Source organism: Sphaerisporangium perillae, from assembly GCF_023276435.1.
Lineage (GTDB): Bacteria > Actinomycetota > Actinomycetes > Streptosporangiales > Streptosporangiaceae > Sphaerisporangium > Sphaerisporangium perillae.
Map to the genome: position 1 here is coordinate 136,379 of NZ_JALLPO010000019.1, position 26,409 is coordinate 162,787.

The following is a 26,409-nucleotide window of genomic DNA, read 5'->3' on the forward strand; positions in this document are numbered from 1 at the left end:
GATCATCGGTCTCGCACTGTCCGAGATATCCGTCGACGGCTGCATCGCCAAGACTCCATCAGGTGGCGAGAAGGCAGGACGCTCACCAACCGTTGCGGGTCATGACGTTGCTGACGGCCGACTCCGTAATCCCTGATGCCGTAACCCGACGTTGGATGATTCGGTGTGTTACGAGATTGCGCGGAGTCGGCCGGGGGGCCGGAGTTGATCGATGGCCTGGGCTGTCTTCTCGTCTGCGGGGAGGAAAACGACCAGCTGTTGTGCGTCCGAGGAGAGCTCGAGCATCTCGCGGAGCAGTAGAAGCTCATATCCGGAGGGGTGGTTGAGTCGGAGAACGCCACGTGGCGGAACCACGTGGCGGTTGAAGCGCCGCGTGAAGTCAGGGCCGGCGATGGGCGCGAGTTCCGCGATGAGCCACTCGGAGTTTTCGACAGATGGTGCGAGCCACAGGTCGAAGGCTTGCTCGTCCGCGACGTCGTCCCAGTCGGCGAAGAACGTCCGAGCGTCGGGGTTGGTGAGGACATAGCGAGTGAGGTTCGGCGCGTCGACATCGAGCAACCCGATTCCGCCCATCACCAACTCATAGCCGCTGGTGTAGGCGAGGACGTCGCCCAGCCGGTTTGTCACCACCGCGATCCCCGGTTCAAGGAGGCGGAGTGTCTCCAGGACGGACGGCCGGACGTCACGACGCGGTGGTGCGGGCTGCGTATGGGCGGAACACTCACCGCCGGTGATCTTCGTGAGGTAGCGCAGGTGGTTGCGCTCCGAGGGGTCGAGGCTGAGCGCGTCGGCGAGCGCGTTCACCACCGGCACCGAGGGGTTGCGGTCACGGCCCTGCTCAATACGGGTCAGGTATTCGACGCTGATGCCGGCCCGAGCAGCCAGATCCGTACGGCGTAGACCAGGCGACCGGCGGCGGCCACGATCCGGTAGCCCCAACACGTCTGGCTGGATGCTGTCGCGCTTGGCTCGAATGAAGTCACCCAGCGGCGTACTCATGCCGTGAAGCATACGGCGCCGCATTCTGATCGCGGAGTGCTGTGGGTGGCCCTGTGGGGGCCAGCCTAAGCGCGGCCTGGTTGTAGCCACCACAACGGCGTGATCGTGGTGGGCATGGATAACAAGCACAAGTTGGTAATCATCGTCGGAAGCGTCCGGGAAGGACGGTTCGGTCCGGTGGTGGCCTCGTGGGTCGCCGACCAGGCCCGCACTCACGGTGGATTCGATGTGGACGTCGTCGATCTGGCAGATGTCGAGATCCCGCTGGCCCTGCCCGCGGCATCGCCGAAGTTCGCCGGTGAGAGCTACCCTCGCCCGGCCGGGATGGCGGCACTGACCTCGGCGCTGGAAGGCGCTGACGCGTTCATCGTGGTCACGCCGGAGTACAACCACAGCTATCCCGCGTCGCTGAAGGCGGCCATCGACTGGCACTTCACCCAGTGGACGGCCAAGCCTGTCGCCTTCGTCAGCTACGGCGGCGCAGCAGGTGGCCGGCATGCCGTGCTGCACCTGGAGAACGTGCTGACCGAGTTGCACGCGGTGACGATTCGCGATGGTCTGGCCTTCCCGAACTACTTCACGGCGTGGCAGGACGGTTGTCCGCTCGCCCCTGAGACCTCCGGGTACGCCAAGACGTTGCTTGACCAGCTGGCCTGGTGGGCAGGCGCGCTTCGGTCGGCGCGCGATGCCGCTCCCTACCCGGCATGAGCGCGGCGACGATGGAGGGCGGCGATGGAGTACGTCCCGCTCGGGCGCACCGATCTGCTGGTCAGCCGGATTGCCCTCGGTTGCATGGGGTTCGCGGATCCGGCGCAAGGGGTCCACCACTGGGCCTTGGACGAGCAAGCCGCGGCACCGATTTTCCGGCGAGCCGTCGAGCTCAACCGATGCGCTGGGCTGCCTGCGTCTGGCCTGGTCAGCCGTTCTCCAGGGTGAGCAGGCCGCGCCGGAAGGCGGCGGCAACGGCGGCCGCCCGGTCGTTGACGCCGAGTTTGGCGTAGATGTGCAGCACGTGGCTCTTCACCGTGGCCTCGCTGATGAACAGGCGCGCGGCGGCTTCGCGGTTGGTGGCACCCTCGGCGATGAGGTGGAGGATCTCCAGTTCCCGGGCGCTCAGCGGGTCGGCGGGCGCGCGGACCTGGCCGAGGAGGCGGGTGGCAACCGACGGGGACAGCACGGCTTCGCCCCGCGCCGCCGTACGGACGGCACGGATGAGCTCGTCCCGGCCGGTGTCCTTGAGGAGATAGCCGGTGGCCCCGGCCTCGATGGCGGGCAGGACGTCCCTGTCGGTGTCGTAGGTGGTGAGGACGAGGACGCGGGCCGCGATGCCCAGCCTGGCGAGTTCCTTGATGGCCGCGACACCGTCCATCCTGGGCATACGGAGGTCCATGAGGATCACGTCGGGGTTCAACGCCCGCGCGAGTTCGACGGCCTGGGTGCCGTCTCCGGCCTCGCCGAGCACCTCGAAGTCCGGGTCGCCGGCGAACATGCCGCGGATCCCGTCACGGACGATGGGGTGGTCGTCGGCGATCAGCAGCCGGATCAGGGTCTCAGCCACGTGCCACTGCCGGAACGCTCGCGGAGATCGCGGTGCCAACGCCGGGTTCCGACTCGATCTCCAGCGTGCCTGCCAGGCGGCTTACCCGCTTGCGCATCGAGGTCAGGCCGAATCCGCCGCCGCCGCGGACGCGCTCGGGGTCGAATCCGGCGCCGTCGTCGCGCACGTCCAGGGTGACCACGTCCTCCATGTACGACAGGGTCAGCCCGACTCGGGACGCGCCGGCATGCTTGGCCGCATTGGCCAGGGCCTCCTGCGCGGTGCGGAGCAGCGTCTCCTCAACCTCCGGATGCATGGGACGGACCGTACCAGTGGTGGTGAAATCCGCACGTACCTCGTTGAGCTCGCCCCACTGGGTGACGACGTCCTTCAGCGCCTCGGGCAGCGGCGCCGCCGCCAACTGGCCAGGTCCCACCGCGCGGACGGAGCGCCGCGCCTCGGCAAGGCTCTCCCGCGCCAGCCGTACCGCGTTATCCACATGACGCCGCCACTCCTCGGCCCGCTGCGCTGCCTGGAGCTGGGTGATGATGCCGGTCAGGCCCTGAGCGAGGGTGTCGTGGATCTCCGCCGCCATGCGCTGCCGCTCGTCGAGAACACCCGCCTCGCGGGCCTGGATCAGCAGCTGGGCGTGCAGTCCCGCATTCTCCCTCATGGTCGCCTCGAGCTGCGCCACCATCCGCTTGCGCTCGGCGCTCCGCTCGGCCGTGATCTCGCCGACGAAGCTGAACAGGCCGACCAGAGCCACGATGGCGCCGGTGAAGAACAGGTAGGTGAGGATTCCGGACGGGGTCGGATCGGGCAAACCGCCGTTGTAGGCCGCGACGCTGATCGCCGCCGTGGCGGTCACCCCGGCGAGCCGCCACTTCCCCTTCAGGTACTGCCAGGAGTGCAGGTATCCGGTGAAGCCGAAGAAGCTCGCGAACCACATCCCCTGCGTGCAGAGCGCTCCGATCAGAACCACCAGCCCGGCTACGTAGACCGCGCCTCGCGGCACCAGCCAGATCCAGGCGGCGGCGAGCGCGGCCAGGCCGAACGTGACCCACGACCTGCCGTCAGTGAGCAGGGAGAGCACCGTGGAGGTCGCCAGCAAGACGTACGGCATGGCCGCCATCTGGCGCTCCAGGAGCCGCTCCCATCGGTCGAGCCGCCCGGTCATACCTCATTCACTCCCAGCGGAAGAACTTCGCCGCAGCGATGCTGATGACCACGGCGTACACGGCCATCACACCGAGCAGCAGAGGGCTGGGAGCGCCGCCCGCCCAGACGTCCCGCAGGCTCTGCCGGAAAGCGCCCAGAGGGGTGTACTCCCCAATGCGGGCCACGATATCGGGCATCTGGTCCGTGGGCTGCATGAGTCCGGCGAGGTAGGCCATCGGGAAGTACAGCAGGACGCCGATCCCGTTGGCGGCTCGGCCGTTCGGAGCGAGGGCCGCGATGAGCAGGCCGACAGCGAACATGGCCGCCGTGCCGAGCAGGAAGGTCAGCGCACCGGGCAGTACCCGGGTGGGCAGGTGAGCGCCAAGGACGGTGCCCGCGAAGACCAGCAGCAGGGCGCATGCGATCAGCGCGAGGACGAGCTGCAGAAGCAGCTGCACCACCAGCAGGTTCCCTGGGCGTACCGGCGTGGTGGAGAGCCTGCGCAGGATGCCCCGCTCACGGTAGGTGGCCATGGTGGTGGGCAGCAGGTACAGACCCACGAGCCCTACGGCGATCGCCAGCGCCATCGGCAGGAGCACGGTGTCTCCCGGCTCGATCGAGCTTCCGAAGACCACCAGGATGAACAGCGGGATGAGAAGCGAGAACATCGCGCCGGGTTCCCTGGTCAGCAGCTTCAGTTCGACGATGGTGAGCTTGGTCATGGTTTTTCTCCGTTAGTGGGTGGGGTCGAGCGAACGGCCGGTCAGGGCGACGAAAGCGTCGTCGAGGGTGCGCTTGTCGATGCGCAGATCGCTGACCAGGACGTGGTGGCGGGCGAGCTGAGCGGTAACCGCCGTGGCGAAATCACCCCTGCCCGTGACGACCACCCGGTTTCCGGTCCTGGTCACGCCGGTCACCCCGGGCAGCCCACCCAGCTCGACCATGTCCCCCGCCATCAGCGTGAACCGCATCTGGTGTTCGGCGTCGATCCCGTCGACCAGCCCGGCCGGGGTGTCGATAGCGACGACCTTGCCGCGGTCGAAGACGGCGACGCGGTCGCAGAGCTCCTCCACCTCGTCCATGAAGTGGCTGACCAGCACCACCGTCACACCGCTCGCCCGGACGCGCTTGATCAGCTCCCAGGTGGTACGGCGAGCCTGCGGGTCGAGCCCCGTGGTCAACTCGTCGAGAAAAGCCACCCGCGGATTGCCCACCAGCGCCAGCGCGATGAACAGCCGTTGCTTCTGGCCACCGGACAACTTCCCGAAGCGGGCATTGCGCTTGTCCGCCAGCCCCCACTCCTCCAGCAGGTCCCGCCAGTCCCGCGGCTTGGCATAAAAGGACGCATACAGGTCGAGCGCCTCCCACACCTTGATGTTCTCCGGCAACTGCGTGTGCTGGAGCTGCACCCCGATCTGCTCGCGTACCTTGCGCCTGTCCTTGACCGGGTCGAGCCCGAGCACCTTGATCGACCCGCCGTCGGGCCGCCTCAACCCCTCCACGCACTCCACGGTGGTGGTCTTGCCGGTGCCGTTCGGCCCGAGGATGCCGAAGATCTCGCCCTCCTCCGCAGAGAATGACACCCCGTCCAGAACTGTCAGGTCCGCGTACCTCTTGCGGAGGTCTGTGACTTCGATGACTGCCATGGCTCAAGCATCTTTTGCCCGCGCCCGGGGCGAATCGATCTGCCGGCCATACTCGTCCGCGAATGCTGCTGACCCGAAAATCCACCGATCGGTTGATGCCGCCGAGGAGCGGTACGCCTGTACCGCGTGGCGGTGCGGCGCGGTACAGGCGGGATTTTCGGCGTTGCCGTGGCTCTGTCGGCGGTGACCAGCAACAACTGGTCCCCATGCACACAGCACCCCCGGAAAGATCCGTTATCGTGCTTTGCGTAGCTTGAGAATGTATGTCGCAGTAAGCGCAACGGCACGGTCTTCGTCATGTGACAGATCTGCGAGGGCACGTGACGCTGTGATTCCCGGGATATCCGCGAGCGCCTGTGTCAGCCGTCGACGTGCAGACGATTCAACGGTGCCGTGGGCGAGGCAGTCAACGAGCCTGGTAGCGATCTGATCCGCCAACGCGGGATCACTCGCCAGCGCGCTCAGTGCATCGGCTGCATCGACGTCATTCGTTCCCTCGACGACCATATCGATGAGCGTCGGGACCGCGTCGGCCACTCCACGTGCCCCGAGCGTCAGAGCTGCATACCTGCGGACCACGATGTCGGGGTTCGCGAGGGCGTCATGCAGCAGTGCGGTCGCCTCACCGTTCGGAATCTCAGCGATGGACTGGAGGGCACGTTTCCGCACCTCGGCTGCTGGTGAGCCGAGGCCCTCCGCGAGCAGTGCCAATCCGCCCTCGCCCGATTGCGCCAGAGCCCATCGAAGGGCTCCGGCGACGTTCGGGTCCGTCTCGCTCAGCGCTGCCTCGACCAGTGCTTCCACTGGCACCGGAACCTCTTCGACTGAGGACAAGGCCGCGCGCTGGCGCTTCCCAGCGCTCTTTGACCCCAACGCCTGGAGGAGTGCGACGATCTGGAGGACGTCCTCCCAGCCGGCGGGTTTTGCGGCACCGATCCGACGGAGTCGCGTGAGCAGCTCCGTCTCACCGGCAATGCGTTCTCGCGTCTGGCGGATGAGGTCGTCGACGAGTTCCGAGGGCGTGAAGCCGGGATCATCGAGCGCGCGCCTGACTTCACGCAGCGACAGCCCCAATGACCGCAGGCTCTCGATATGGAAGATCCGCCGGATGTCCTCGCTGGAGTACTCTCGATAGCCAGCCTCGGTACGACCCGTTGGCCGCACCAGGCCGAGCGAGTCGTAATGCCTGAGCATGCGGGCGCTGACCCCGGACCGTCGTGCCACATCACCGATCAACACTGCCTGTCACCCCTCCTGGCTGGTCGTGCCGAGGGCTACGACGCGCTTCGCCTCCTCGATCGCGAACTCGAATCCGGCATCCGGGTTGCGCAACAGCCGTTCCGTGGCGATCGCGTGCTGACGCACGCCAGGGTCGAGATCCGTCATCGCGGCGCGCAGGGTCGGCATGACCACCTCACCGAGCGCGATCAGCGCCCGGCTGAGGCTCAAATGCGTCTCACGCTCGCCGCGCCCGAGCTGTGTCACCAACACTCCGGCCAACTCGGGTTCTTCACCTTCGGGCACGAGTACGACCGCTGCTCGCCAGGCGCTCCGCGCTACCTCGTCGTCGGCGTCGGTCAGAAGCGCCCGTGTGATCGCCGGCCACGCTTGCCGATCCCCGATCTTGGACAGTGTGTGCAACGCCTGGCTTCGTGCCTGCGCACGCTCCGAGCGGAGTTCATCGATGAGCTTTGGGACCGTCATTGATGCTGAGTGGCGGGTGAGTGCCCACGTAAGCATGTCGCGCACGTAAAAATCGGGCTCGATCGCGCATCGTTCGATGAGCTTGTCGATGAACCGCGGGTCTGGGGTCGTGCCGAGCGTCAGCGCTGCCTGCAGCCGCACCGACGAGCTACTCTCCAGCCCCTGGAGAGCTCGCATCGTATTCGTGTCCTCTTTCGGCATGGTCATCGGGACCACCTCCTTGGCTACAGTGAAGACCTTGTCACTGTGTCAAGGTCAAGCGAGGCCACGCCGTCAGATGGCCAGGCAACCTCTGCCCATCGAGTCCGGTGCTTGTCACGTCAGACGAGACGTGCGTGACGTCATGAGGCTTGTGGCTGCAGTTCCCGGCCTCGTGGTGGCCGTCGATCCACGACTGCCAAGGTGTCTCGGGTGGCTTCGAATGACAGGAGAAGCGTTGGGGTACCGTGCGATGGGGGCGCAACCGGTCGCGAGGAGGGCCGGGAGTGCAGGGGGCGGAGCCCTTGCGGTTCTTTCCGGAGCCTCGGCAGACTGGTCGCCGTCGAGGTCGTGGACGTCGCCCGCCAGGAAGCCGACTGTCGGGCGCTGGTCGAGCACCGAGGCCGGCAGGTCGCTGACGTGTACTCGCGGCGCGAGCCCCAGGCGCGAGGCGATGGCCGTCGCTCGCTTCGGGGCGGCGTTTCTGGTAGCAAGCCCAGCACGGCCGAGGACCGCATCAAGGCCGCCGTCGAATGCCGCACCGGTTCGTCTATGCCGCGTCACGCCGTAGAGGGTTTGCGATCAGGTCACGAAGGCGGCCAAGTGGCCTCACGTTTACTAGCCTCACCGGCATGCCCCTTGCCTCGATTCCCAGCCCTTCCGAAGGGGTCTGGTATCTCGGATTCATCCCGATTCGGGCCTACGCATTGTGCTTCGTCCTCGCGATCGTCTTCGGCGTCTGGCTTAGCGAGCGCCGCTGGCGCGCCCGCGGCGGCGAGAAGGGCACGATCAGCGACATCGCAGTCCCCGCAGTGATCTTCGGCCTGATCGGCGCTCGCCTCTACCACGTCATCACCGACTGGCAGACCTACTTCGGCCCGCGCGCGATCAAGGAGCCCTACCGGGCGCTGTTCATCTGGGAAGGCGGGCTCAGCATCTGGGGCGCGGTCGCCCTGGGAGGCGTGGGCATGTGGCTGGCCTGCCGCCGCCGGGGGCTGCCTCTGGGCGCCGTGGCCGACACGGTCGCGCCCAGCATCGCATTCGGGCAGGCGATCGCCCGCTGGGGCAACTGGTTCAACCAGGAGCTTTACGGCAGTCCGACCACGTTGCCATGGGGCCTGGAGATCGACCAGGCGCACGGCGGCGAGCCAGGCGTGCTCTACCACCCGACGTTCCTGTACGAGTCGCTGTGGGACGCGGCGCTCGGTTTCGGACTGATCCTGGCCGGCAGGCGGTTCACGCTGCGCCACGGCCGCCTGTTCGCCCTCTACGTCGCCGGCTACACGTTCGGGCGGTTCTGGATCGAGGGGCTGCGGATCGACCCGGTGGGCGGAGTCGACCACGCGGTGACGCTCCTGGGGCTGCGGATCAACCAGTGGACCTCGATCGTGCTGTTCATCGGCGCGCTGGTCTATCTCTGGGTGACTCGTAACAAGGACACCGAACAGATCGTGGTGCCGGCCTCACAACACAAGGCCTCGCACGAGGAGAACGGCGGGCAGGCCTCCGATCCGATCGAGAGCACCTGACGCGACCAACATGCCGTAAGACTCCCGAATACTGTTGTGGCAAGTGCACACTTCAGGTACTTGCCGCTTGGCGCCGAATTACGAGGGCGGGTCATCGGACGAGGTTGCTGTACAGCAACGTTGCCGAGTGATCAACTACGACCCGACGCGACCCAAGTGGGTGCAGATCTACGAGGTCGTATGCGCACGCATCCAGTCGGGCGAGTACCCGCCCCGCTACCCGTCTCCGAGGTCCGCATGGAAGGCGAGTTCGGCGTCGCCCGCGTGACCATAGCCTCGCCGACCTCCTCCACGCTCCGAAGAGGCCGGTACCCGGCATTGTTGACGGCGACGTCGATCCCGCCGAAACGCTCGACCCCTCGGGCCGTCGGACCACCCGGTTACTGCGCCGCAGCGCCGCCCTGCGCGCATGCGCCACATCAAGAAGGGTCCGGGAAAGGCTCTCGGCTACGACCCGGCCCGAGGCTGGTCCCTTCGTGCGTGTCTCCCAGCGCGGCACCGACCGTGGCAGCCGCTTCGCGGACCAGGGCACCGTAGGCTGACCGGCTTTCGTCGGCCATGCGGCTGGTCGGCACGTTGATGCTGATGCTCGCCACCGGCTGCCCGGAGTCGTCCCTCACGGCCGCCGCGACGGCTGAGACGTCGGAGCGCCACTCTCCGCTGTTGGTCGAGTATCCGCGCTCGCGGATCTTCTCCAACTCCGCGAGCAACTCGTCGGGGTCGGTGATGGTCGTATCGGTGTACCGCGGCAGTCCGTCGGCGATCAGTCGCTCGACGATCGCTTCGGAGCCGGCCGCCAGGACCGCCTTGCCGTGCGCGGACGCGTGTAGCGGGAGGCTGTGGCCCAGTGCCAGGACGATACGTACCGGCTTGGATGTCTCAAGACGCTCGATCAGCACGACCCTGTCGCCTTCGGGGATCGCGAGGTGGATCGTCTCGTCGATGCGCCGCCGCAGGTCCTCCATCACCGGCACGGCCACGTCGCGCAGGCTGAGGTCCCCTGCGGCGTGGCGACCCACGTATAGCGCCTTGGTGGTCACGGCCCAACGGGTGGCACCGCTGCCGGCCGGGCGGATCCACCCGGCGGCTTGCAGCGTGCGCAGCGCGCGCTGCACGGAACTCTTGGGGATGCCCGTGGCCCGGGCCAGTTCGGCCACCCCGGCCGGTTGCCGTGCGGCCACCTCCTCTAGTACGCGAAGGGCATTCAGGACGGTTTGCACCGTTTGACTCCTCAATCGGGCGACACTTAAGCTCGTCGTGCCATCATACGACACAATGTGCCGTGTAGCGGCACAACGAGGAGTCGAGCCACGTGACCATGCATACCGGTCGTCATTTCCTGCAGATCCCTGGTCCCACGAACGTCCCCGACCGAGTGCTTCATGCGATGGCGGCGCCGACGATCGACCACCGCGGTCCCGAGTTCGCGGCACTCGCCCTACGCATCCTCGAAGCGATCAAGCAGGTGTTCGGCACCGTCAGCCCCATCGTGATCTATCCCGCGTCCGGTACGGGAGCCTGGGAAGCCGCCCTGGTGAACACTCTGAGCCCCGGCGACCGGGTACTAAGCTTTGAAACAGGACATTTCGCCACATTGTGGCAGGATATGGCCCGCGGCTTGGGGCTTGACGTTGACTTCGTCCCGGGTGACTGGCGCCACGGGGTCGCCCCGCAGACCGTGGAGGAGAAGCTCGCGGCCGATACCTCTCGGTCGATCAAGGCGGTCTGCGTCGTGCACAACGAGACGTCGACCGGAGTGACGAGTCGCGTACCGGAGATCAGGCGGGCGATCGACGCGGCGGGGCACCCGGCTCTGCTGCTCGTCGATACGATCTCCTCGCTGGGCTCGATCGACTACCAGCACGACGAGTGGGGCGTCGACGTGACCGTGGCCGGTTCCCAGAAGGGGTTGATGCTCCCGCCCGGCTTGAGTTTCAACGCCGTCAGCGCCAAGGCCCTGGAGGCCTCGCGCACCGCGACGCTGCCGAAGTCGTTCTGGAACTGGAAGCCGATCATCGAAGCCAACAAGAACGGCTTCTTCCCCTACACCCCAGCCACCAACCTGCTTTACGGCCTTGATGAGGCACTGCGGATGCTCGAGGCCGAAGGGCTGCCGGCGGTCTTCGCCCGCCACGCCCGCCACGCCGAGGCGACCCGGGCCGCGGTCCGCGCCTGGGGCCTGGAGGTGCTGTGCGCGGATGAGCGCGAGTATTCCGGATCACTTACCGCGGTGCTGATGCCAGAGGGGCACGACGCCGACAAGGTGCGCGAAATCATTCTCGAACGGTTTGACATGTCCCTGGGGACGGGCCTCGGCAGGCTGGCCGGCCGGGTCTTCCGGATCGGGCACCTCGGCCATTTCAACGACCTGACTCTCGCAGGCGCCCTCGCCGGTGCGCAGATGGGACTCCAACTGGCCGGCACACCCATCGACCCGGTCGGCGTGGACGCCGCCCTGGATGTCCTGCGCCGCGACTAGCGCCCGGCCGGCCCAGCCTTCCTCACCACGTTTTCGTTTTTAGGAGTATGCGGACGTTGACCCGCGTTTCCTCCCCCCGCCGGAAGGCGGGGGTCTCAACGCTCAAGGAGTTCTGATGACCGCGTTCAGTGTCGACGCCTCCGCCGGCGGGGCCCTGCCCGCCCAGGAACTCGAACTCCGGCTCCGGGGCGATCTCGACGGCGAGGTCAAGTTCGACGACTACACCCGGCACCTGTTCTCCCGGGACGCCAGCATGTACTCGATCATGCCCGTCGGCGTGGTGTTCCCACGCCACGCCGACGACGTGGCGGCCGCGGTGACCGCGGCGGCCGAGCACGGCGTGCCGGTCGTCTCCCGCGGGGCCGGGACCAGCCTCGCGGGCCAGACGGTGGGTCCTGGGTTGGTCCTGGACATGTCCCGGCACATGAATCGGATCATCGAGCTCGATCCGGCGAGCCGTACCGCCCTGGTCGAGGCCGGTGTAGTCCAGGACCAGCTGAACCGCGCGGCCGCCCCGCACGGCCTGATGTTCGGCCCGGACACCTCGACCAGCAACCGCGCGACGATCGGCGGCATGATCGGGAACAACTCGGCTGGCAGCGGGTCGATCCGGTACGGCATGACCATCGACCACGTCCGGCAGCTCGACGTGACGCTGGCGGACGGGAGCCGGGCTCACCTGGACTCCACGGACGCGGCCGAGTGGGCGCGCCGAGCCGCGCTGCCCACGTTGGAGGGCTCCATCTACCGGCAGCTGCCGGAGATCCTGCGGGCGAACTCCTCGGCCATCGCCGAGGGCTTCCCGGACTTCTGGCGCCGGGCCTGTGGATATCGCCTGGACCGGCTCGCGAGGGACGAGAGCCGGTATGACCTGGCGAAATTCGTCGTCGGCTCGGAAGGCACCCTCGTGGTCATCTCCCAGGCCCTGGTGGACCTGGTACCCAAGCCATTCATGACCATGATCGCCGTCGGACATTTCACATCGACCCCGGACGCCATCGCGGCCACCGAGGACGCGCTGTCGTGCGACCCGGCCGCTGTGGAACTGATGGACCGGACGATCCTGGACCTATCGCGGAAGAAGCTCGAGTACGCCTCGCTGGGCAACATCCTGGAAGGCGATCCAGAGGCATTGCTCTTCGTGTCCTTCACCGGCGACGACGAGCAGGAACTCCGCGGCCGGTTGGAGCGGCTCACCGCACTGTGGAAGCGCCACGGACACGGCTACCACACCTTGCAGGCAGTCACTCCCGTCGAGCAGGCATCCCTGCTGAAAGTGCGCAAGTCGAGCCTCGGTCTGCTGATGGCCGCCAGCGAGGGCACCCGCCGTCCACTCGCATTCGTCGAGGACACCGCCGTCGACCCCGTCCACCTCGCCGACTACACGCGGCGCTTCAAGGAGGTGCTGGACCGGCACGGGATGACCGCCGGCTTCTACGGGCACTGCTCGGTCGGCTGCCTGCACATCCGGCCCTTCGTCGACCTCACCGACTCGGACGAGGTGGGCAGGATGCGCGCCGTAGCGGAAGAGATCAAAGATCTCGTCCGCGAGTACGGCGGCGTCAACTCCAGCGAGCACGGCGACGGACTGGCCAGGAGCGAGTTCAACCGAGAGATCTTCGGCGATCGTCTTTACGAGGCGATGCGTCAGGTGAAACGCGTCTTCGACCCCTCCAACCAGCTGAACCCGGGCAAGATCGTGGATGCCCCCTCCATGACCGACAACCTGAGGGACCAGACGCTGCGGCCGGCCGTGCCCCTCAGGACGCGGCTGTCCTTCGAGGTCATCGGCGGGATGCGCGGCGCGGCGGACCGCTGCATGAACATCGGGCTGTGCCGTAAGAGCGAGTCCGGCGTCATGTGCCCGTCCTACATGGCCACGCGGCAGGAAGAGGACTCCACCCGTGGGCGTGCCAACGCCCTGGTCAAAGCGCTGTCGGAACCGGACCCCCAGAAGGCGCTGGGCGACGAGCGACTGCACGAGGTCTTGGACCTGTGCCTGATGTGCAAGGCGTGCAAGAGCGAGTGCCCCCTCGGCGTGGACATTGCCACGCTCAAAGCCGAGGCTCTCTCCCACCAGCACGACCTGCACGGGGTTCCGCTCCGGTCGCGGGTTTTCGGTGCGATCCGGACGCTGAACCGTTTGGGGTCGGCGACCGCGCCGCTGTCCAACCTGCCGGGACACAGCCGTCCCCTGCGCCTGCTGATGGACCGGCTGCTGGGCATCACGCCGGCCAGGCCGCTGCCATCCTTCGCCCGGCCCAACCTGGAGCGGTGGTTCCGCCGGCGCGCGTCCGGGGCACACCCCGTCTCCCAGGGGCAGGTCACTTTCCTCGCCGACTCCTTCACCACGTTCACCGAGCCGGAGATCGGCCAGGCCGCGATCGAGCTGCTGGAGCAGTCCGGCTGGCGGGTCCGGATGGAGGCGGGCGGCTGCTGCGGACGGTCCAGCCTGTCCAAAGGCCTGCTCGACAAGGCCAAGAACGACGCCCGCAAGCTCGCACGCTCGCTACACGATGCGACGGAGCCAGGCTCGCCGATCGTCGGCTGTGAGCCCTCGTGCCTGATGACGCTGCGCGACGAACTTCTGGCCATGCTTCCCGGCGATCCGGCGGTCAAGGATGTCTCCGGACGGGTACGGCAGGTCGAGGAACTGCTCGTCGAGGCGATCGACGAGCGTCGGCTGCGCTTGCGGGATGATTCCTGGCTGGCCGGGCGCAGACTGCTCTACCACGGCCACTGCCACCAAAAGGCGGAGGTCGGGACCGCTGCGACGGTCGCACTGCTGAGCCGAATCCCGGGAGTCACGCTGGAGGAGCTGGACGCGGGATGCTGCGGCATGGCGGGATCCTTCGGTTTCGAGTCCGAGCACTACGACGTGTCCATGAAGGTGGGCGGCGACCGCCTTTTCCCGGCGATCGCCGCAGAACCCGAGAGCACCGTCGTCGTGGCCACCGGCGTCTCCTGCCGGCAGCAAATCTTCCACGGCACCAAGCGCGACGCCTGGCACCCCGTCCAACTGGTACGCGAGGCACTGGCACGCTCCTGATGGGAGCGGCGAGTCTTCGCCAGGGGGTCAGTCAAGCAGAGCGAACTCGGGCAGGGCGTCGATGTCGTGGTCGACGAGGCCCTCGAACTCGACGACGCCGTCGATGTCCTGACCCATGGCGATGTTGGTGATCCGCTCAAGGATGACCTCGACGACGACGGGCACCCGGAATTCGGCCATGAGCTTCCTGGCCTCGTCGAACGCGTCCTGCAGGTCCTCTGGTCGGCGGACCCGGATCGCCTTGCAGCCCAGGCCCTCGGCGACCTTGACATGATCGACCCCGTACTCGCCCAGATCGGGCGAGTTGACGTTCTCGAATGCCAGCTGGACGTTGTAGTCCATATCGAACGCGCGTTGTGCCTGGCGGATGAGGCCGAGATAGGAGTTGTTGACCAGCACCTGGATGAAGGGCAGGTTGAACTGGGCTCCTACCGCCAGCTCTTCGATCATGAACTGGAAGTCGTAATCGCCCGAGAGCGCGACCACGGTCGCTTCAGGCTGGGCGACGCAGACTCCGAGGGCGGCGGGCACGGTCCAGCCGAGTGGGCCGGCCTGGCCGCAGTTGATCCAGTGTCGCGGGTTGTAGACCCGGAGAAACTGCGCCCCGGCGATCTGCGACAGCCCGATCGTGGACACGTACCGGACGTCTCGCCCGAATGCGGCGTTCATCTCCCGATAGACGCGCTGCGGCTTGATCGGAACGTTGTCGAAGTCACTGCGGCGGTGCATCGTGCGCTTGCGTTCCAGGCACGCGTCGACCCAGCTGCTCCAGTCGGGAAGCCGACCGGCGTCCCCGCGCTCGCGCGCCGCCTCGACCAGCCGCTCCAACGCCGCACCTGCATCGGAGACGATGCTGTAGTCCGGGGCGAAGACCCGCCCGATCTGGGTGGGCTCGATGTCGACGTGGACAAAGGTACGTCCCCGGGTATAAGTGTCCAGTCCGCCGGTGTGCCGGTTCGCCCACCGGTTCCCGACACCCAGCACGAAGTCCGACGCGAGCATCGTCGCGTTCCCGTAGCGATGCGCCGTCTGTATCCCGGCCATGCCCGCCATCAGCCGATGATCGTCGGGGATGGTCCCCCAGCCCATCAACGTTGGGATCACCGGAACGTTCAGCATCTCTGCCAGCTCGACCAGCAGGTCCGAGGCGTCGGCGTTGATGATCCCGCCGCCCGCCACGATCAGCGGGCGCTCCGCGGCGACCAGCATGTCGAGAGCCTTCTCCGCCTGCGCCCTGGTCGCCTGCGGCTTGTAGACCGGCAGCGGCTCATAGGTGTCGATGTCGAACTCGATCTCGGCGAGCTGGACGTCCAACGGCAGGTCGATGAGCACCGGACCGGGACGCCCTGATCGCATCAGATGGAACGCCTGCTGGAACGTGCCGGGAACCTGCGCCGCCTCGTACACAGTGGCGGCGCTCTTGGTGACCGGCCGGGCGATCGAGGCGATGTCGACGGCCTGAAAGTCCTCCTTCTGCAGCTTCGCGACCGGCGCCTGCCCGGTGATGCACAGGATCGGGATCGAGTCCGCCCATGCCGAGTACAGCCCCGTGATCATGTCAGTACCGGCGGGACCGGACGTGCCGATGCACACACCGATGTTGCCGGGTTTGGCGCGGGTGTAGCCCTCTGCCATGTGGGAGGCGCCCTCCACATGGCGTGCCAGGATGTGCTTGATGCCACCATGTGCGCGCATGGCGGAGTAGAACGGGTTGATAGCGGCTCCGGGCAGGCCGAAGGTCTGGGTCGCGCCCTCGCGCTCCAGGATCAGTACGGCGGCATCAACGGCTCGCATACGCGGCATGGCGTCTCCGGTCTTGTCGATGTTCGGGTGATGTTTCCCGTTCACGCCCCTGCACGGCCGGACAGCTCATCGACGAGCAACAGCAGTGCGGAGTGGTCCAGCGAACCGTGCCCACGCGCGCGTAGCGCGCCCATGAACTGGGCCACGGCGGCGCCGAGCGGTATCGCGACGCCGACCTCGCGGGCAGCCGACGTGACGATCCCCATGTCCTTGTGGTGCAGGTCGACCCGGAAACCCGGGGTGAACTCCCGCGCGATCATGCTTCCGGCCTTCCGGTCGAGGATCCGGTTCCCGGCCAGGCCACCGGCGAGGACCTTGACGGCGGCCTCGGTTTCCACGCCGTACGCTTCGAGGAACACCAGTGCCTCGGCGACCAGTTGGATGGTGCCGGCGACGATCAGCTGGTTGGCCGCCTTCACGGTCTGCCCGGAGCCGGACGGCCCCACGTGCACGATCGTCGAGCCGACCGCCTCCAGCACCGGCCGGACGTCCATCACGTCCTTGGCGTCCCCGCCGACCATGATCGACAGACTGCCCTCGCGGGCGCCGGCCTCCCCGCCGGACACCGGCGCGTCGACCGCACGTATCCCGCGCTCCGCCGCCGCCTGCGCCAGGCGGACGGCCACCTTGGGTTCGATGGTGCTGGAGTCGATCCACAGAGTGCCGGGAACCGCGTGCGCGAACACGCCCTCCTTCCCCGCGACCACTTCCTCGACATCCGGCGAGTCGGGCAGCATGGTCAGCACGACCTGCGCGTCCTTGACCGCGGTGGCGACACTCGCCGCCCCGCGCCCCCCCTGGCTGACGAGGGCGTTGACCTTCTCCGGGCTGCGGTTGTAGCCGACGACGTCATAGCCCGCCTTGATGAGGTTGGCTGCCATCGGCCCGCCCATGACACCAAGCCCGATGACGGCGATCGTGGTCATGTCAATGTGCTCTTCCTGTCGATTGCGTAGTGTCTTCACGGCGTCATGCCGTGCGCGCAGCGGAGCCACGACGCTCGCGCGGCAGCCAGGCGAACGGATCTGCGGCCTCGGACTTGTACTCCAGGCCCACCCATCCCGAATAGCCTGCCCGCTGCAGGGCGGACATCCAGCCGTCCAGCGGCAGCTCGCCGGTCCCCGGCTCGCCCCGGCCCGGAGCGTCGGCTATCTGCACATGTCCGATGAGGGCGGCGTCGCCTGCGATCACCGCGGCAACGTCGTCACCATTGACCGCCAAGTGGTAGAGATCTGCCAGCATCCGGACATTGGCCGCATCCGCCTCCCGCGCCACCCGGTCGATGATCGCGGTGACTTGGGCCGCTGTGCGGATCGGGTACCGGTCCGCCCCGCTGACGGGCTCGATCAGCACCGTGCCACCGATCCGGCCGACCGCCGCGGCGGCCAGGGCCAGGTTCTCGACCGCGAGGTCGTCCTGTTCCTGTTCCGACACCCCGTCCACTCGATTGCCGTAGAGCGCGTTGAACGCCCGGCAGCCCAGCCGCTGGCCGATATCGGCGACGACGTCGAGATTGTCGCGCAACTCTGTCGAACGGGCGGGCCAGGACACCAGCCCACGGTCGCCACCCGCCATGTCACCCGCCGCGAAATTGAGCCCGACCAACCGCACTCCGGCCTCTTCGATCGAGCGCACGAAGGCGTCCACCTCCGCGTCAGCGGGAACCGCCGAGTCGAACGGCCACCAGAACTCGACGCCGTCGAACCCGCTCGCACGGGCCGCCGCCGGGCGCTCGAGCAGAGGCAGCCCCGTGAGCAGGATCGAACAGTTCACCGCATATGGGAGCATCCGAACACCATTTCTTCCGCGATGCGGAAAAAGATTTCCGTTTCGTGTATCTAGAGTATTGGTCGCCCTCAACCGGTCTGTCAATCGAGCGGTGCCCGGGGCGTACGTCCGAGGGCCCGCCGTAAGCTCCCTGACGCCGCGCAGACGCCGCAGGTCGCGTACCACCACGGCAGGCCAGAAAGCGTCGCGTACCGAGAGGTCTCAACCCTTGTAGGCTTTTCCGCATCACAGGAGGCGCCACATCGCGTCTTCGCCGACTCACGGAGGACGCAGGTGACTGCACGTATGGAGGAGGGCGCTCCGGGCGGCGTTCAGTCCATCGCCCGCGCCTTCTACTTGCTTGAATTGATCAACGCGGCCGGGGGTGAGCTGGCGATCAGCGAGCTCGCGGACCGGTCCGGGCTTCCACTTCCGACGATCCACCGCATCATCCGCACCCTGATCACCTCGGGTTACGTCATCCAGCAATCGTCTCGCCGGTACGCCCTAGGTCCCCGCCTGATAGGGCTCGGCGAGACCGCGTCACGCGCGCTCGGAGCATGGGCCCGCCCGCGGCTGACCGAGCTCGTGGAGGCCGTGGGCGAGACGGCCAACATGGCGATTCTCGACGGAGACAAGGCCGTCTACATCGCTCAGGTTCCGTCCAAGTATTCGATGCGAATGTTCACCGAGGTGGGACGCCGCGTCGACCTGCACTGCACCGGCGTGGGCAAGGCCCTCCTCGCGCAGCTTCCACCGGCGAACGCCCTGGAGATCGTCCGGCAGACCGGAATGCCCGCCTCCACAGTGCGCTCCATCACCGACCCTGACGAGCTCATGAAGGTGCTGGCCCGAGTGCGCGAGCTTGGCTACGCCATCGACCACGGTGAGCAGGAAATCGGCGTGCGATGCGTCGCTGTGCCGGTGACCGGCGCTCCTACGCCCACCACGATCTCCGTCTCGGGGCCTGAGACTCGTCTCACCCCAGAGGTCGTCGAACGCGTGGTGCCTCACCTGCTCGAGGCGGCAGCCGGGCTCGATCGTCAGTTCCGGCAGCCGGGTACGCAATAGTCCGCACCCGCGCGATCCGTCAACTGAACCGTACGGCGACCTCGCCGATGCCCGAGAAGACGGCCCGCCAGCTACCCGGACCTTGCACTGTCTCGTTGCAGAACGAGCCGGTGATCACTCGTTGACCCGGCTCCAGCCCGCGGCCGTAGCGGTGCAGCAGGGCGCACAGACGTGACAGCGAGAGAAACGGATCGTCCATGGAATCCCCGGGCGTCCTCGTCGTGACCAACTCCCCGTCGCGCCACAACTCGACCGTGATATCGGTCAGGTTCGACCGTACGGGCGCCTCCGTTCCCACCACGATGCCCCAGTTGCTCAGGCCGTCGGCCAGGATCGCCGGATGCCCGGCTCCCGGCGGCAGCCGGGACTCGTTCAGTTCGAACGCGGGAACCACCGCGCGAACGGCGTCTCGCGCCGTCACTGGATCGACATCCTCGCCCCACAGGGGCGCGCCGAGGACCAGGCACAGTTCTGGTTCGATAAAACACGACGTGATCCGGTCGTGCGGGAGGGCGTCTCCTGATCGCATGATCCGGCCGTCAAGGATGTATCCGAACGGCCGGAAGTCCGAACCCATCATGCCTCGGCGACTGCCCGAGGTGTGCCCGACCTTCCAGCCGCCCAGTCGCTCACCCGACGCCAGGAACCGATCGAGGACGCCCAACTGCAGGCCCAACCCCTTCCGCAGGCCATGCTCTGCCGCGATCAGCTCGGGATCGGCCAGCTCACGACCGGCGACGCCCTTCCGCCGCGCCTGAAAGAGAGCCTCTACCAGGGCCTCATCGGACATACCACGATCTCCTCACGGGGCTCGTCGGCTCGACATCGCACGCATGACATTGAGTGCGCATGGCCTGAAGAAAGCGGCTAGGTAGTCGCCCCTCGTCACCGGTTGCCGCCAATTGTCCGCAATGCGGAAATTTTCTATCGCATGGCGGATGTGGGGTCAACCGCCGGCGGCGCCGACCGCTCGGCGATGTCGGCCGTCATCCGCGGGCCGGCCCGGAGATCGAGACGGCGAGACAGCCTCACCAAGCACCGCCACGGCGCACAGGACACTCGGATCCCCCATTCGCCGTCGTCGTCGCGCACCCCTGGACCCGCACCTGTTGCATGGAGGACCGAACGGCGGGAGCGAAGCACGACGGGTCTTGACCTGCGCCTGTGACCTAGCTAATACTCAGCGGCTAAACGGGCACATAAATGGAACAAAGTTTTCACATCGTGGAAAAGATTCTCTGATTTAAGCAGCGCGAGGCGGGGGGCAACCTGGCGCAGACCATCCCTAGACCCACACCGCTAACGCGGGAGGCTTCCTTGTCCGTCGAAGTCATCTCAATCCTCGTCCTCGCCGCCATGTTCCTCATAGCCACCGTGCGACCGGTGAACCTGGGCGCGCTCGCCATCGTCGCCGCGTTCGTCCTGGGCATCTCGGTACTAGACGGGGCAGACGTCGGAGAGAAGACCGACGCAATCTTCGCCGGTTTCCCCGGCGACCTGTTCGTCGTCCTCGCCGGTGTCACCTACCTGTTCGCCATCGCCAAGAACAACGGAACCGTCGACTGGCTCGTCCATGCCGCCATCAGAGCGGTGGGCGGGCGGGTCGGCCTGATCCCGTGGGTCATGTTCCTGGTCACGGCCTGCCTCACGGCAATTGGCGCCGTGGTGCCGGCATCAGTGGCGATCATCTCCCCGATAGGGATGGGCTTCGCCGCCCGCTACAAGATCAACCCGCTCTTGATGGGCCTGATGATCATCAATGGTGCCAGCGCGGGCGGGTTCTCGCCGATGAGCATCTTCGGCGGCATCACCAACGGCGTGGTCGCGAAGGCAGGCCTGCCTGGCAACCCGACGCTGCTGTTCCTGGCCTCGTTCCTGTTCAACCTCGCCATCAGCCTGGTGGTGTTCTTCCTCTGGGGCGGCCGCGACCTGCTTGGCCGCCGTGCCGATGACGCCGGCGAGGAACCCACTGAGGCTGATCCCGGTTCCGGGCCCGCCAGCAGCCGAACCCTCGCCCCCGCGCCGGGTTCCGGATCATCGGGCGGAGACGTCGCGACCACGACGATCGCACCAAGCAGCGTGGACGAGACGGCCACCGCCTTGGACCGTGACCGGATCCTGACCCTGATCGGCCTGGCCATCCTCGCCGTCGGCGCACTCTTCTTCGACCTCAACGTCGGCCTCGTCGCCATCACCGTGGCAGTAATCCTGACGCTCATCTCACCGGCGTCAGCCAAGGGCAGCATCAACCAGATCGCCTGGCCCACGGTGCTGCTGGTGTGCGGCATCGTCACGTACGTCAGCCTCATGGAGAGCATCGGCACCATCAAGTGGCTGGGCAGCGAAGTCGCCACCATCGGCGCTCCGTTGCTGGCCGCGCTCATCATCTGCTTCATCGGAGGCGCGGTGTCAGCCTTCGCCTCCACCACCGGCATCCTCGGCGCGCTCATCCCGCTTGCCGTGCCGTTCCTCACCGGCAGCAACGCCGTCGGCGCGGTCGGGCTCATCACCGCACTGGCCATCTCCTCCTCTGTCGTCGACTCCAGCCCGTTCTCGACCAGCGGCGCGCTCGTCGTCGCGAACGCGCCGGAAGACAGGCGCGACACCGTCTACAAGGGCCTCATGCGGTGGGGCTTCAGCATGGTGCTGGTCGCGCCGCTCGCCACCTGGCTCATCTTGGTGGTGCCTGGGTGGCTGTGATCACGATGTGCAACGATGGCACCGGCGGTCAGCGGTCCCGTCCCAGCCCCGGCCCGACACGGAACCCGGAGACCGCGGCCACGGTCGGCACACGCACACTCGCCAGTCGGCTCACCACTCGGCTGATCTTCTCCTCATAAGCCGGTACGGAACCCGGCGAATTAGCCGATGTCGGTGCCGGCGACGAAAGCAGCGTCGTCGGCACCACGTCCGGAGGCAAGCCTGATGTGCGTGAGACGGCGACCACTCTCGCATCGATCAGTTCCCCGATCGTGTCCGGCCCGAAGCCGAACTCGGCGAGCAGGGATGGTCCCCCCTCTGGTTCCCGTCAGGAGACGCCCGTGCCGCCGAGGCCGCGCTGTCCTTGTGGGAGTCCTGCGGGAGACAGGCGTGGCCCTGCGGGTCAGCGGTCGCCGCCCTCAGCGAGCAGGCGCAGGGTCGACGCGAGACCATCTCGCCGTTGCCCTTGGCCATCTTCCAAGGGGCAACGACTCACGATGCGCCCCGGCGACCGATCAGCTCTCACCCGTGACCAGGCCCACCGGGCAGGAGACACCCGTACCTACGAGCGTGTATCTATGTGACCCATGCGACGAGCTGCGATCTACTGCCGTATCAGCCAGGATCGTGCGGGCGCTGGACTGGGCGTGGCCCGTCAGGAAGCCGACTGCCGGGCGCTGGTCGAACGCCGAGGATGGCAGGTGGCGGACGTCTACCCCGACAACGACGTCAGCGCGTACTCGGGAAGCCCCCGCCCCGCATGGCAACGACTTCTCAGCGACATCGAGGCCGGGACGGTGGACGCGATCGTCTGCTGGCACGTGGACAGGCTGACACGCTCACCCCGCGAGCTGGAAGACGTCATCGATCTGGCCGATCGGCGCGGCATCGAGCTGGCCACCGTGACCGGAGAGATCGACCTGGGCACCCCGACCGGGCGTCTCATCGCCCGGATGCTCGGAGCCGCCGCCCGCCACGAGGCCGAGCACAAAGCCGAACGGCAAAAGCGTCAACGACGGCAGAGCGCCGAGGCAGGCAATGTCTCCGGTGGAGGAATGCGTCCGTACGGCTACGCCGACGACCGCATCACCATCATCGGGGAAGAAGCCGAGGTGATCCGCGAGGCCGCCCGCCGCGTGCTGGCCGGCGAATCGCTGACAAGCGTCTGCCGCGACTTCGAGAAACGCGACATCCGAACCCCGGCCGGACGTCACTGGCTGCCCACCACCCTGCGCCGACTCCTCGCCTCAGCCCGAATCAGCGGGCGTAGAGAACACACTCCGCGCAGCAGCTTCCAGACGACAAGGCCGCTGTTGGGGGAGATCGTCGCCGACGCGGTATGGCCCGCGATCATCACCCCCGTCGACTCCGACCGCCTACGGGCACTGCTCAACGACCCCGCCCGCGACTACCGCCGCCAAGCCGCCACCGGCCGCACCTACCTACTGTCCGGCATCCTGCGCTGCGGCAAATGCGGACACCGAATGAACGGACGCCCCCGCTCCGGCGTCCCCCGCTACGTCTGCCCGAACGTCCCCGGCAGCGGATCCTGCGGCGGCGTCGCCACCAACGCGCACCACACCAACATCCACATCCGCGACATGCTCTTGACCGCGCTCGACTCCCCCGCCCTGGCCCAACGCATCCGCCACGACTCCGGCGACGACGACAACCTCGCCGAACTCGTCCGCGCCGATGAAGAACTCCTCGAAGAACTGGCCGAAGCCTGGGCCGCCCGAGAGATCACCCGTAAGGAGTGGATGGCCGCCCGCGCCCCCATCGACCTGCGCCTGAACAACAACCGCGCCGCACTCGCCAGCCTGTCCCGAACCTCACCCCTCATCACGTTCATCGGAACCATGCAGCAGATGCTCACCCGATGGGACGCGATGAACACCTCCCAACAGCGCGCCATCGTCGCCGCGACCGTCCACCGCATCACCGTCGCGCCCGCCAAGCCCCGCTGGGACCCCGACCGCTTCACCATCGACTGGATCGCCTAAGCCGCCAACAGGCGGAGCTCCGGCTGCTGCTCCCCCACGAGTCGGAACACCGCCGCCACTCGCTCCAACACGGCCAAATCCTCAATCACCGGCGGCAACCCCTGCGCCGCTCGAGACGCCGCCACCCGCGCCCGCATCTCGTCATTCACCCACAGCCGCCACCTGGCAGCCGCCTACGCACGACACCCGTCCCGCGGCACCGCGCTCCCGGATCCTTCCTCCGCTGCATGCTCGCCTCCCCTCTCGCTCCTTTCGGTCGATGACGAGATCAAGAATGCGACAAACAGCCACAGCCCGGACACCACCCAGCCGGACACCGTCGAGACGTCCAAGAGGTCCCTGATGAGACAGGACGTCCCCAGTCGTCCTCAACGCTGCCGTGCCGGCCAGCCAGCGGAAGACTCATGACCACTCGACCAACCGGCGAAGATGTGAACCGGCCAAGATCGAAAGTAACTTATCTGTACATGTATCAAGGGCAGCCCGCCTGCGGCGGCCTGCCGCGCGTCGGGGCGGTCACTGGCCGCGCTGCGGCTCTCCGGCCGATCGCGGCCAGCACCGCCCACGCGCCGTCCCACCACAGCGATCAAGATCTCAAATCCTGTGGTCACCGACTGCAACGGCACGTATGGTTCAGACCGTGGGGAAGAAGAGAGAGAGGGCTCGAAGCCGGGCGGAACTGCTGGAGCGATTCAAAGAGATCCGCATGGATTACGCCCATGCGATGGAGCAGGCACAGGAAATCGAAGCGACCCTAGTACTGGTGTCGCTAGCAATGGGGACAGCTTCCACGGCGGAGGCAATTGAGGCCGATGCAATAGATCTGGCTCGTAAACCCATCGAGCGACTCCGCAAGGCATTAGGAACACGCTTCGGTGGCGAGTTAGGGCAGCTAGAACGAGACCTTGACCGAGTGCGACGGATCCGCAATTTTCTTGCTCACAACTACTTCCGCCAACGAGCGTTCGCCATGACTTCCTTAGAGGGCTGCGAGTACATGAGTGACGAGCTACTGCGGGCTTCTATGTTCATGGGCTTAGTCAATGAGCGATTGATGGAAAAGTTCGAAGACCCCATAAACGCATTCAGCACAAATCTAACCGCAGAAGAGTCGGAGAGAATCGAAGCACTCATCGAGCCCGATGCGGATTCCTATGGAAGTCCAATCCCTGGCCTTCCTGAACCAGGAACTGTACCTGGAATGTTCTGACGCTGTGGAATTTAGATGCCCCCCCGGCGCGCCGCGCTCCAGTCTAAGCGCCCAACACGTCCTTAATCGCATCGAAGATGAAGTTTCCAGCAACCCCCATGCTCAGCCCGCCTGCAATGCTGGCCACCACAGCCAGAGCTCTCCGCACTTTCGAATCCGGTAATTTCGGCTCGTTGAGTGCGGCGCGCAACTCTTCTAGTGCATTCATAAGCGCATTGGGGTCGCTTGTCTCAGAAAAACGATGGCGCTCTGCATCTAGAAGTGCGACAGTAGCAGCCACAATGTCAGCAAGGTCCACGGGGTGAGCGTGATTGATTACGTCACCAGTTCCGCCTAGATTCGACCCGCTTACCGGCGAATTAAAGAAGACGAAGTTGTTGTTAGTCACTGAACCACCACGCTTAATTTGGGTTTCCGGCTTAGCTGGATAGAGATGCGTCCGCGCCCACGCTTCCCCGAGAGTGTTCAATGAAAGCCGACGTCCTTTCGACGAACGACTGGACGACCCTAAAAAACTCCGAACTTTCGGCACGACATCCAGGTGCGTACGCCCGCGACGGGAATCGTGGGCAAGGAAGCCAGTCGCCAATGATGCACGTATTGCATGCTGGATCAATTCATCATTATGGCCACGCTTCCGAAGAGTTTCTACCAGATTCGCCTCCTCGTCCCAGGTCGTTGGCGCAAACAGTAAGAGATCTGTCACAACACCAGCGAATTCCGAAACCTCCTTTGGGGCACGAGCATGAGAATCCAATTCAAGGCGAAGTACACGGTCCTCTGCGGTTAAAGAGAACGGATCCCTGCCCATACACCAAATATCGACCTCAGGGCTAGAGCCTTTATAATCGAGAACTATAATTGGGAAGAAATTTGGTTCAGGCAGCTCTGGAAGATCGGGTTCGTAAATGGGATCAAAATGTCGTCGCCGCGGAGCGCTGCCAGGATAGCGATTATCTGAACCTTCGGCACGCTGCGTCCACTCATCGAGCTCCTGCTTAAAGCGAATATCCTCATCTGCCTCCCTGGCCTCCCGCTCCTTCAATTTTTCGTCATGTAGACTCTTTAGCCATTCCCGCCGCTCGCGTATGCGCTTTGTTGCCTTGACATATTCGGCTTCAGGGCAGACCCAGTCTCCGACTCGGAGATCATCAATGGTGGCGATGAGGTGGGAGCCTTGTGGTCGCGTAAATAGAGTGTGCGGTTGCTTGTATGCGCGCCCCTTTCGCTCCGCGTCCCTCTGAAGAAGTTCGCTGCCATCAGCAAACCAAACGGCTACTATAAAGACTATGGCTACCCCCGAGAACCACCAGTCGGTTCTAGTATTCACGCTAACCCAATAGGCAAGGGCAGCAGGAATAAGAGAGATTGTAATGCCGAACCAAATTCGGCGCCGGAAGAGTCGCGCCGGGCTGACCCGCGGCACTGCGGCGGCTATGACTGCCGGGGCGACTCTAAGATCATGAAGCTTCCTAGCTCCCACGCCCACAATTATGTCCGCTACGCGACTGGGGGGCACCTGAATCTGATAGATGTAAAAGCTGATGTGTCCCGCA

General features: G+C 66.2%; 21 protein-coding genes. 8 read left to right on the forward strand and 13 right to left on the reverse strand.

The genetic code is table 11. The annotated features are described in order from the left end of the window. Positions 1–168 precede the first annotated feature (168 nt). Positions 169–999, reverse strand: coding sequence for a helix-turn-helix domain-containing protein (locus MYF83_RS20020; RefSeq protein WP_248961997.1), 831 nt, complete (start codon positions 997–999; stop codon positions 169–171). A 99-nt stretch (positions 1,000–1,098) separates the two neighbouring features. On the opposite strand from MYF83_RS20020, the gene MYF83_RS20025 reads away from it, so the two are divergent. Beyond that, positions 1,099–1,707 carry an NADPH-dependent FMN reductase gene (locus MYF83_RS20025; protein WP_248961998.1) on the forward strand — a complete coding sequence of 203 codons (609 nt, stop codon included), beginning with the start codon at positions 1,099–1,101 and terminating at the stop codon, positions 1,705–1,707. Between the two features lie 208 nt (positions 1,708–1,915). On the opposite strand, the gene MYF83_RS20030 is transcribed toward MYF83_RS20025, so the two are convergent. From MYF83_RS20030 to MYF83_RS20055, 6 genes are all read right to left on the reverse strand, one after another. Beyond that, positions 1,916–2,557: a response regulator gene (locus MYF83_RS20030; protein ID WP_308201474.1), complete on the reverse strand. Its 642-nt coding sequence runs from the start codon at positions 2,555–2,557 to the stop codon at positions 1,916–1,918. After that, positions 2,550–3,713, reverse strand: coding sequence for a sensor histidine kinase (locus MYF83_RS20035; RefSeq protein WP_248961999.1), 1,164 nt, complete (start codon positions 3,711–3,713; stop codon positions 2,550–2,552). Before MYF83_RS20035 ends, MYF83_RS20030 begins: the two co-directional genes overlap by 8 nt. Positions 3,714–3,720: 7 nt before the next feature. Next, positions 3,721–4,416: an ABC transporter permease gene (locus tag MYF83_RS20040; protein ID WP_248962000.1), complete on the reverse strand. Its 696-nt coding sequence runs from the start codon at positions 4,414–4,416 to the stop codon at positions 3,721–3,723. Positions 4,417–4,428: 12 nt separating this feature from the next. After that, positions 4,429–5,340, reverse strand: coding sequence for an ABC transporter ATP-binding protein (locus MYF83_RS20045; protein ID WP_248962001.1), 912 nt, complete (start codon positions 5,338–5,340; stop codon positions 4,429–4,431). Between the two features lie 234 nt (positions 5,341–5,574). Next, complete coding sequence (locus tag MYF83_RS20050; RefSeq protein ID WP_248962002.1) at positions 5,575–6,579, reverse strand: MerR family transcriptional regulator; 1,005 nt, start codon at positions 6,577–6,579, stop codon at positions 5,575–5,577. A gap of 6 nt (positions 6,580–6,585) precedes the next feature. Then, complete coding sequence (locus MYF83_RS20055) at positions 6,586–7,251, reverse strand: HEAT repeat domain-containing protein (protein WP_248962003.1); 666 nt, start codon at positions 7,249–7,251, stop codon at positions 6,586–6,588. A 623-nt stretch (positions 7,252–7,874) separates the two neighbouring features. Between MYF83_RS20055 and lgt the strand changes: the two genes are divergently transcribed. Further along, a complete protein-coding gene (gene lgt, locus MYF83_RS20060; RefSeq protein WP_248962004.1) occupies positions 7,875–8,771 on the forward strand; it encodes a prolipoprotein diacylglyceryl transferase in 897 nt (298 codons plus the stop codon). Positions 8,772–9,190: 419 nt separating this feature from the next. On the opposite strand, the gene MYF83_RS20065 is transcribed toward lgt, so the two are convergent. Further along, positions 9,191–10,204 (reverse strand): IclR family transcriptional regulator, encoded by a 1,014-nt coding sequence (locus MYF83_RS20065; RefSeq protein WP_308201475.1) that lies wholly within the window; start codon positions 10,202–10,204, stop codon positions 9,191–9,193. Between MYF83_RS20065 and MYF83_RS20070 the strand changes: the two genes are divergently transcribed. Beyond that, positions 10,090–11,250: a pyridoxal-phosphate-dependent aminotransferase family protein gene (locus MYF83_RS20070; protein ID WP_248962030.1), complete on the forward strand. Its 1,161-nt coding sequence runs from the start codon at positions 10,090–10,092 to the stop codon at positions 11,248–11,250. The genes MYF83_RS20065 and MYF83_RS20070 overlap by 115 nt on opposite strands. A 115-nt stretch (positions 11,251–11,365) precedes the next feature. Then, complete coding sequence (locus MYF83_RS20075) at positions 11,366–14,299, forward strand: FAD-binding and (Fe-S)-binding domain-containing protein (protein WP_248962006.1); 2,934 nt, start codon at positions 11,366–11,368, stop codon at positions 14,297–14,299. Positions 14,300–14,326: 27 nt separating this feature from the next. Here MYF83_RS20075 and gcl read toward each other — a convergent pair whose 3' ends face one another. Genes gcl through MYF83_RS20090 form a run of 3 tightly spaced genes read right to left on the reverse strand, consistent with a single transcriptional unit; the run spans position 14,327 to position 17,890 of the window. Then, positions 14,327–16,147 (reverse strand): glyoxylate carboligase, encoded by a 1,821-nt coding sequence (gene gcl, locus MYF83_RS20080; protein ID WP_248962007.1) that lies wholly within the window; start codon positions 16,145–16,147, stop codon positions 14,327–14,329. Further along, positions 16,144–17,067 carry a 2-hydroxy-3-oxopropionate reductase gene (locus tag MYF83_RS20085; RefSeq protein ID WP_308201476.1) on the reverse strand — a complete coding sequence of 308 codons (924 nt, stop codon included), beginning with the start codon at positions 17,065–17,067 and terminating at the stop codon, positions 16,144–16,146. The genes gcl and MYF83_RS20085 overlap by 4 nt, the downstream gene beginning before the upstream one ends. 4 nt (positions 17,068–17,071) lie before the next feature. After that, a complete protein-coding gene (locus tag MYF83_RS20090; protein ID WP_248962009.1) occupies positions 17,072–17,890 on the reverse strand; it encodes a hydroxypyruvate isomerase family protein in 819 nt (272 codons plus the stop codon). A gap of 285 nt (positions 17,891–18,175) precedes the next feature. Between MYF83_RS20090 and MYF83_RS20095 the strand changes: the two genes are divergently transcribed. Then, the gene (locus tag MYF83_RS20095; protein ID WP_248962031.1) at positions 18,176–18,940 is read left to right on the forward strand and encodes an IclR family transcriptional regulator; all 765 of its coding nucleotides are present in this window, start codon (positions 18,176–18,178) and stop codon (positions 18,938–18,940) included. Between the two features lie 19 nt (positions 18,941–18,959). Here MYF83_RS20095 and MYF83_RS20100 read toward each other — a convergent pair whose 3' ends face one another. Next, positions 18,960–19,730, reverse strand: a complete 771-nt coding sequence (locus tag MYF83_RS20100) for a 2-keto-4-pentenoate hydratase (RefSeq protein WP_248962010.1) — start codon at positions 19,728–19,730, stop codon at positions 18,960–18,962. 527 nt (positions 19,731–20,257) lie between these two features. Here MYF83_RS20100 and MYF83_RS20105 point away from each other — a divergent pair. The 3 genes from MYF83_RS20105 to MYF83_RS20115 all read left to right on the forward strand — a co-directional run bounded on the left by MYF83_RS20105 (position 20,258) and on the right by MYF83_RS20115 (position 24,853). Beyond that, positions 20,258–21,640 carry an SLC13 family permease gene (locus tag MYF83_RS20105; protein WP_248962011.1) on the forward strand — a complete coding sequence of 461 codons (1,383 nt, stop codon included), beginning with the start codon at positions 20,258–20,260 and terminating at the stop codon, positions 21,638–21,640. A gap of 587 nt (positions 21,641–22,227) precedes the next feature. Then, a complete protein-coding gene (locus tag MYF83_RS20110) occupies positions 22,228–23,643 on the forward strand; it encodes a recombinase family protein (protein ID WP_279339779.1) in 1,416 nt (471 codons plus the stop codon). 640 nt (positions 23,644–24,283) lie between these two features. Continuing rightward, complete coding sequence (locus MYF83_RS20115; protein WP_248962013.1) at positions 24,284–24,853, forward strand: hypothetical protein; 570 nt, start codon at positions 24,284–24,286, stop codon at positions 24,851–24,853. 43 nt (positions 24,854–24,896) lie between these two features. On the opposite strand, the gene MYF83_RS20120 is transcribed toward MYF83_RS20115, so the two are convergent. Further along, complete coding sequence (locus tag MYF83_RS20120) at positions 24,897–26,183, reverse strand: hypothetical protein (protein ID WP_248962014.1); 1,287 nt, start codon at positions 26,181–26,183, stop codon at positions 24,897–24,899. Positions 26,184–26,409: the final 226 nt, after the last annotated feature.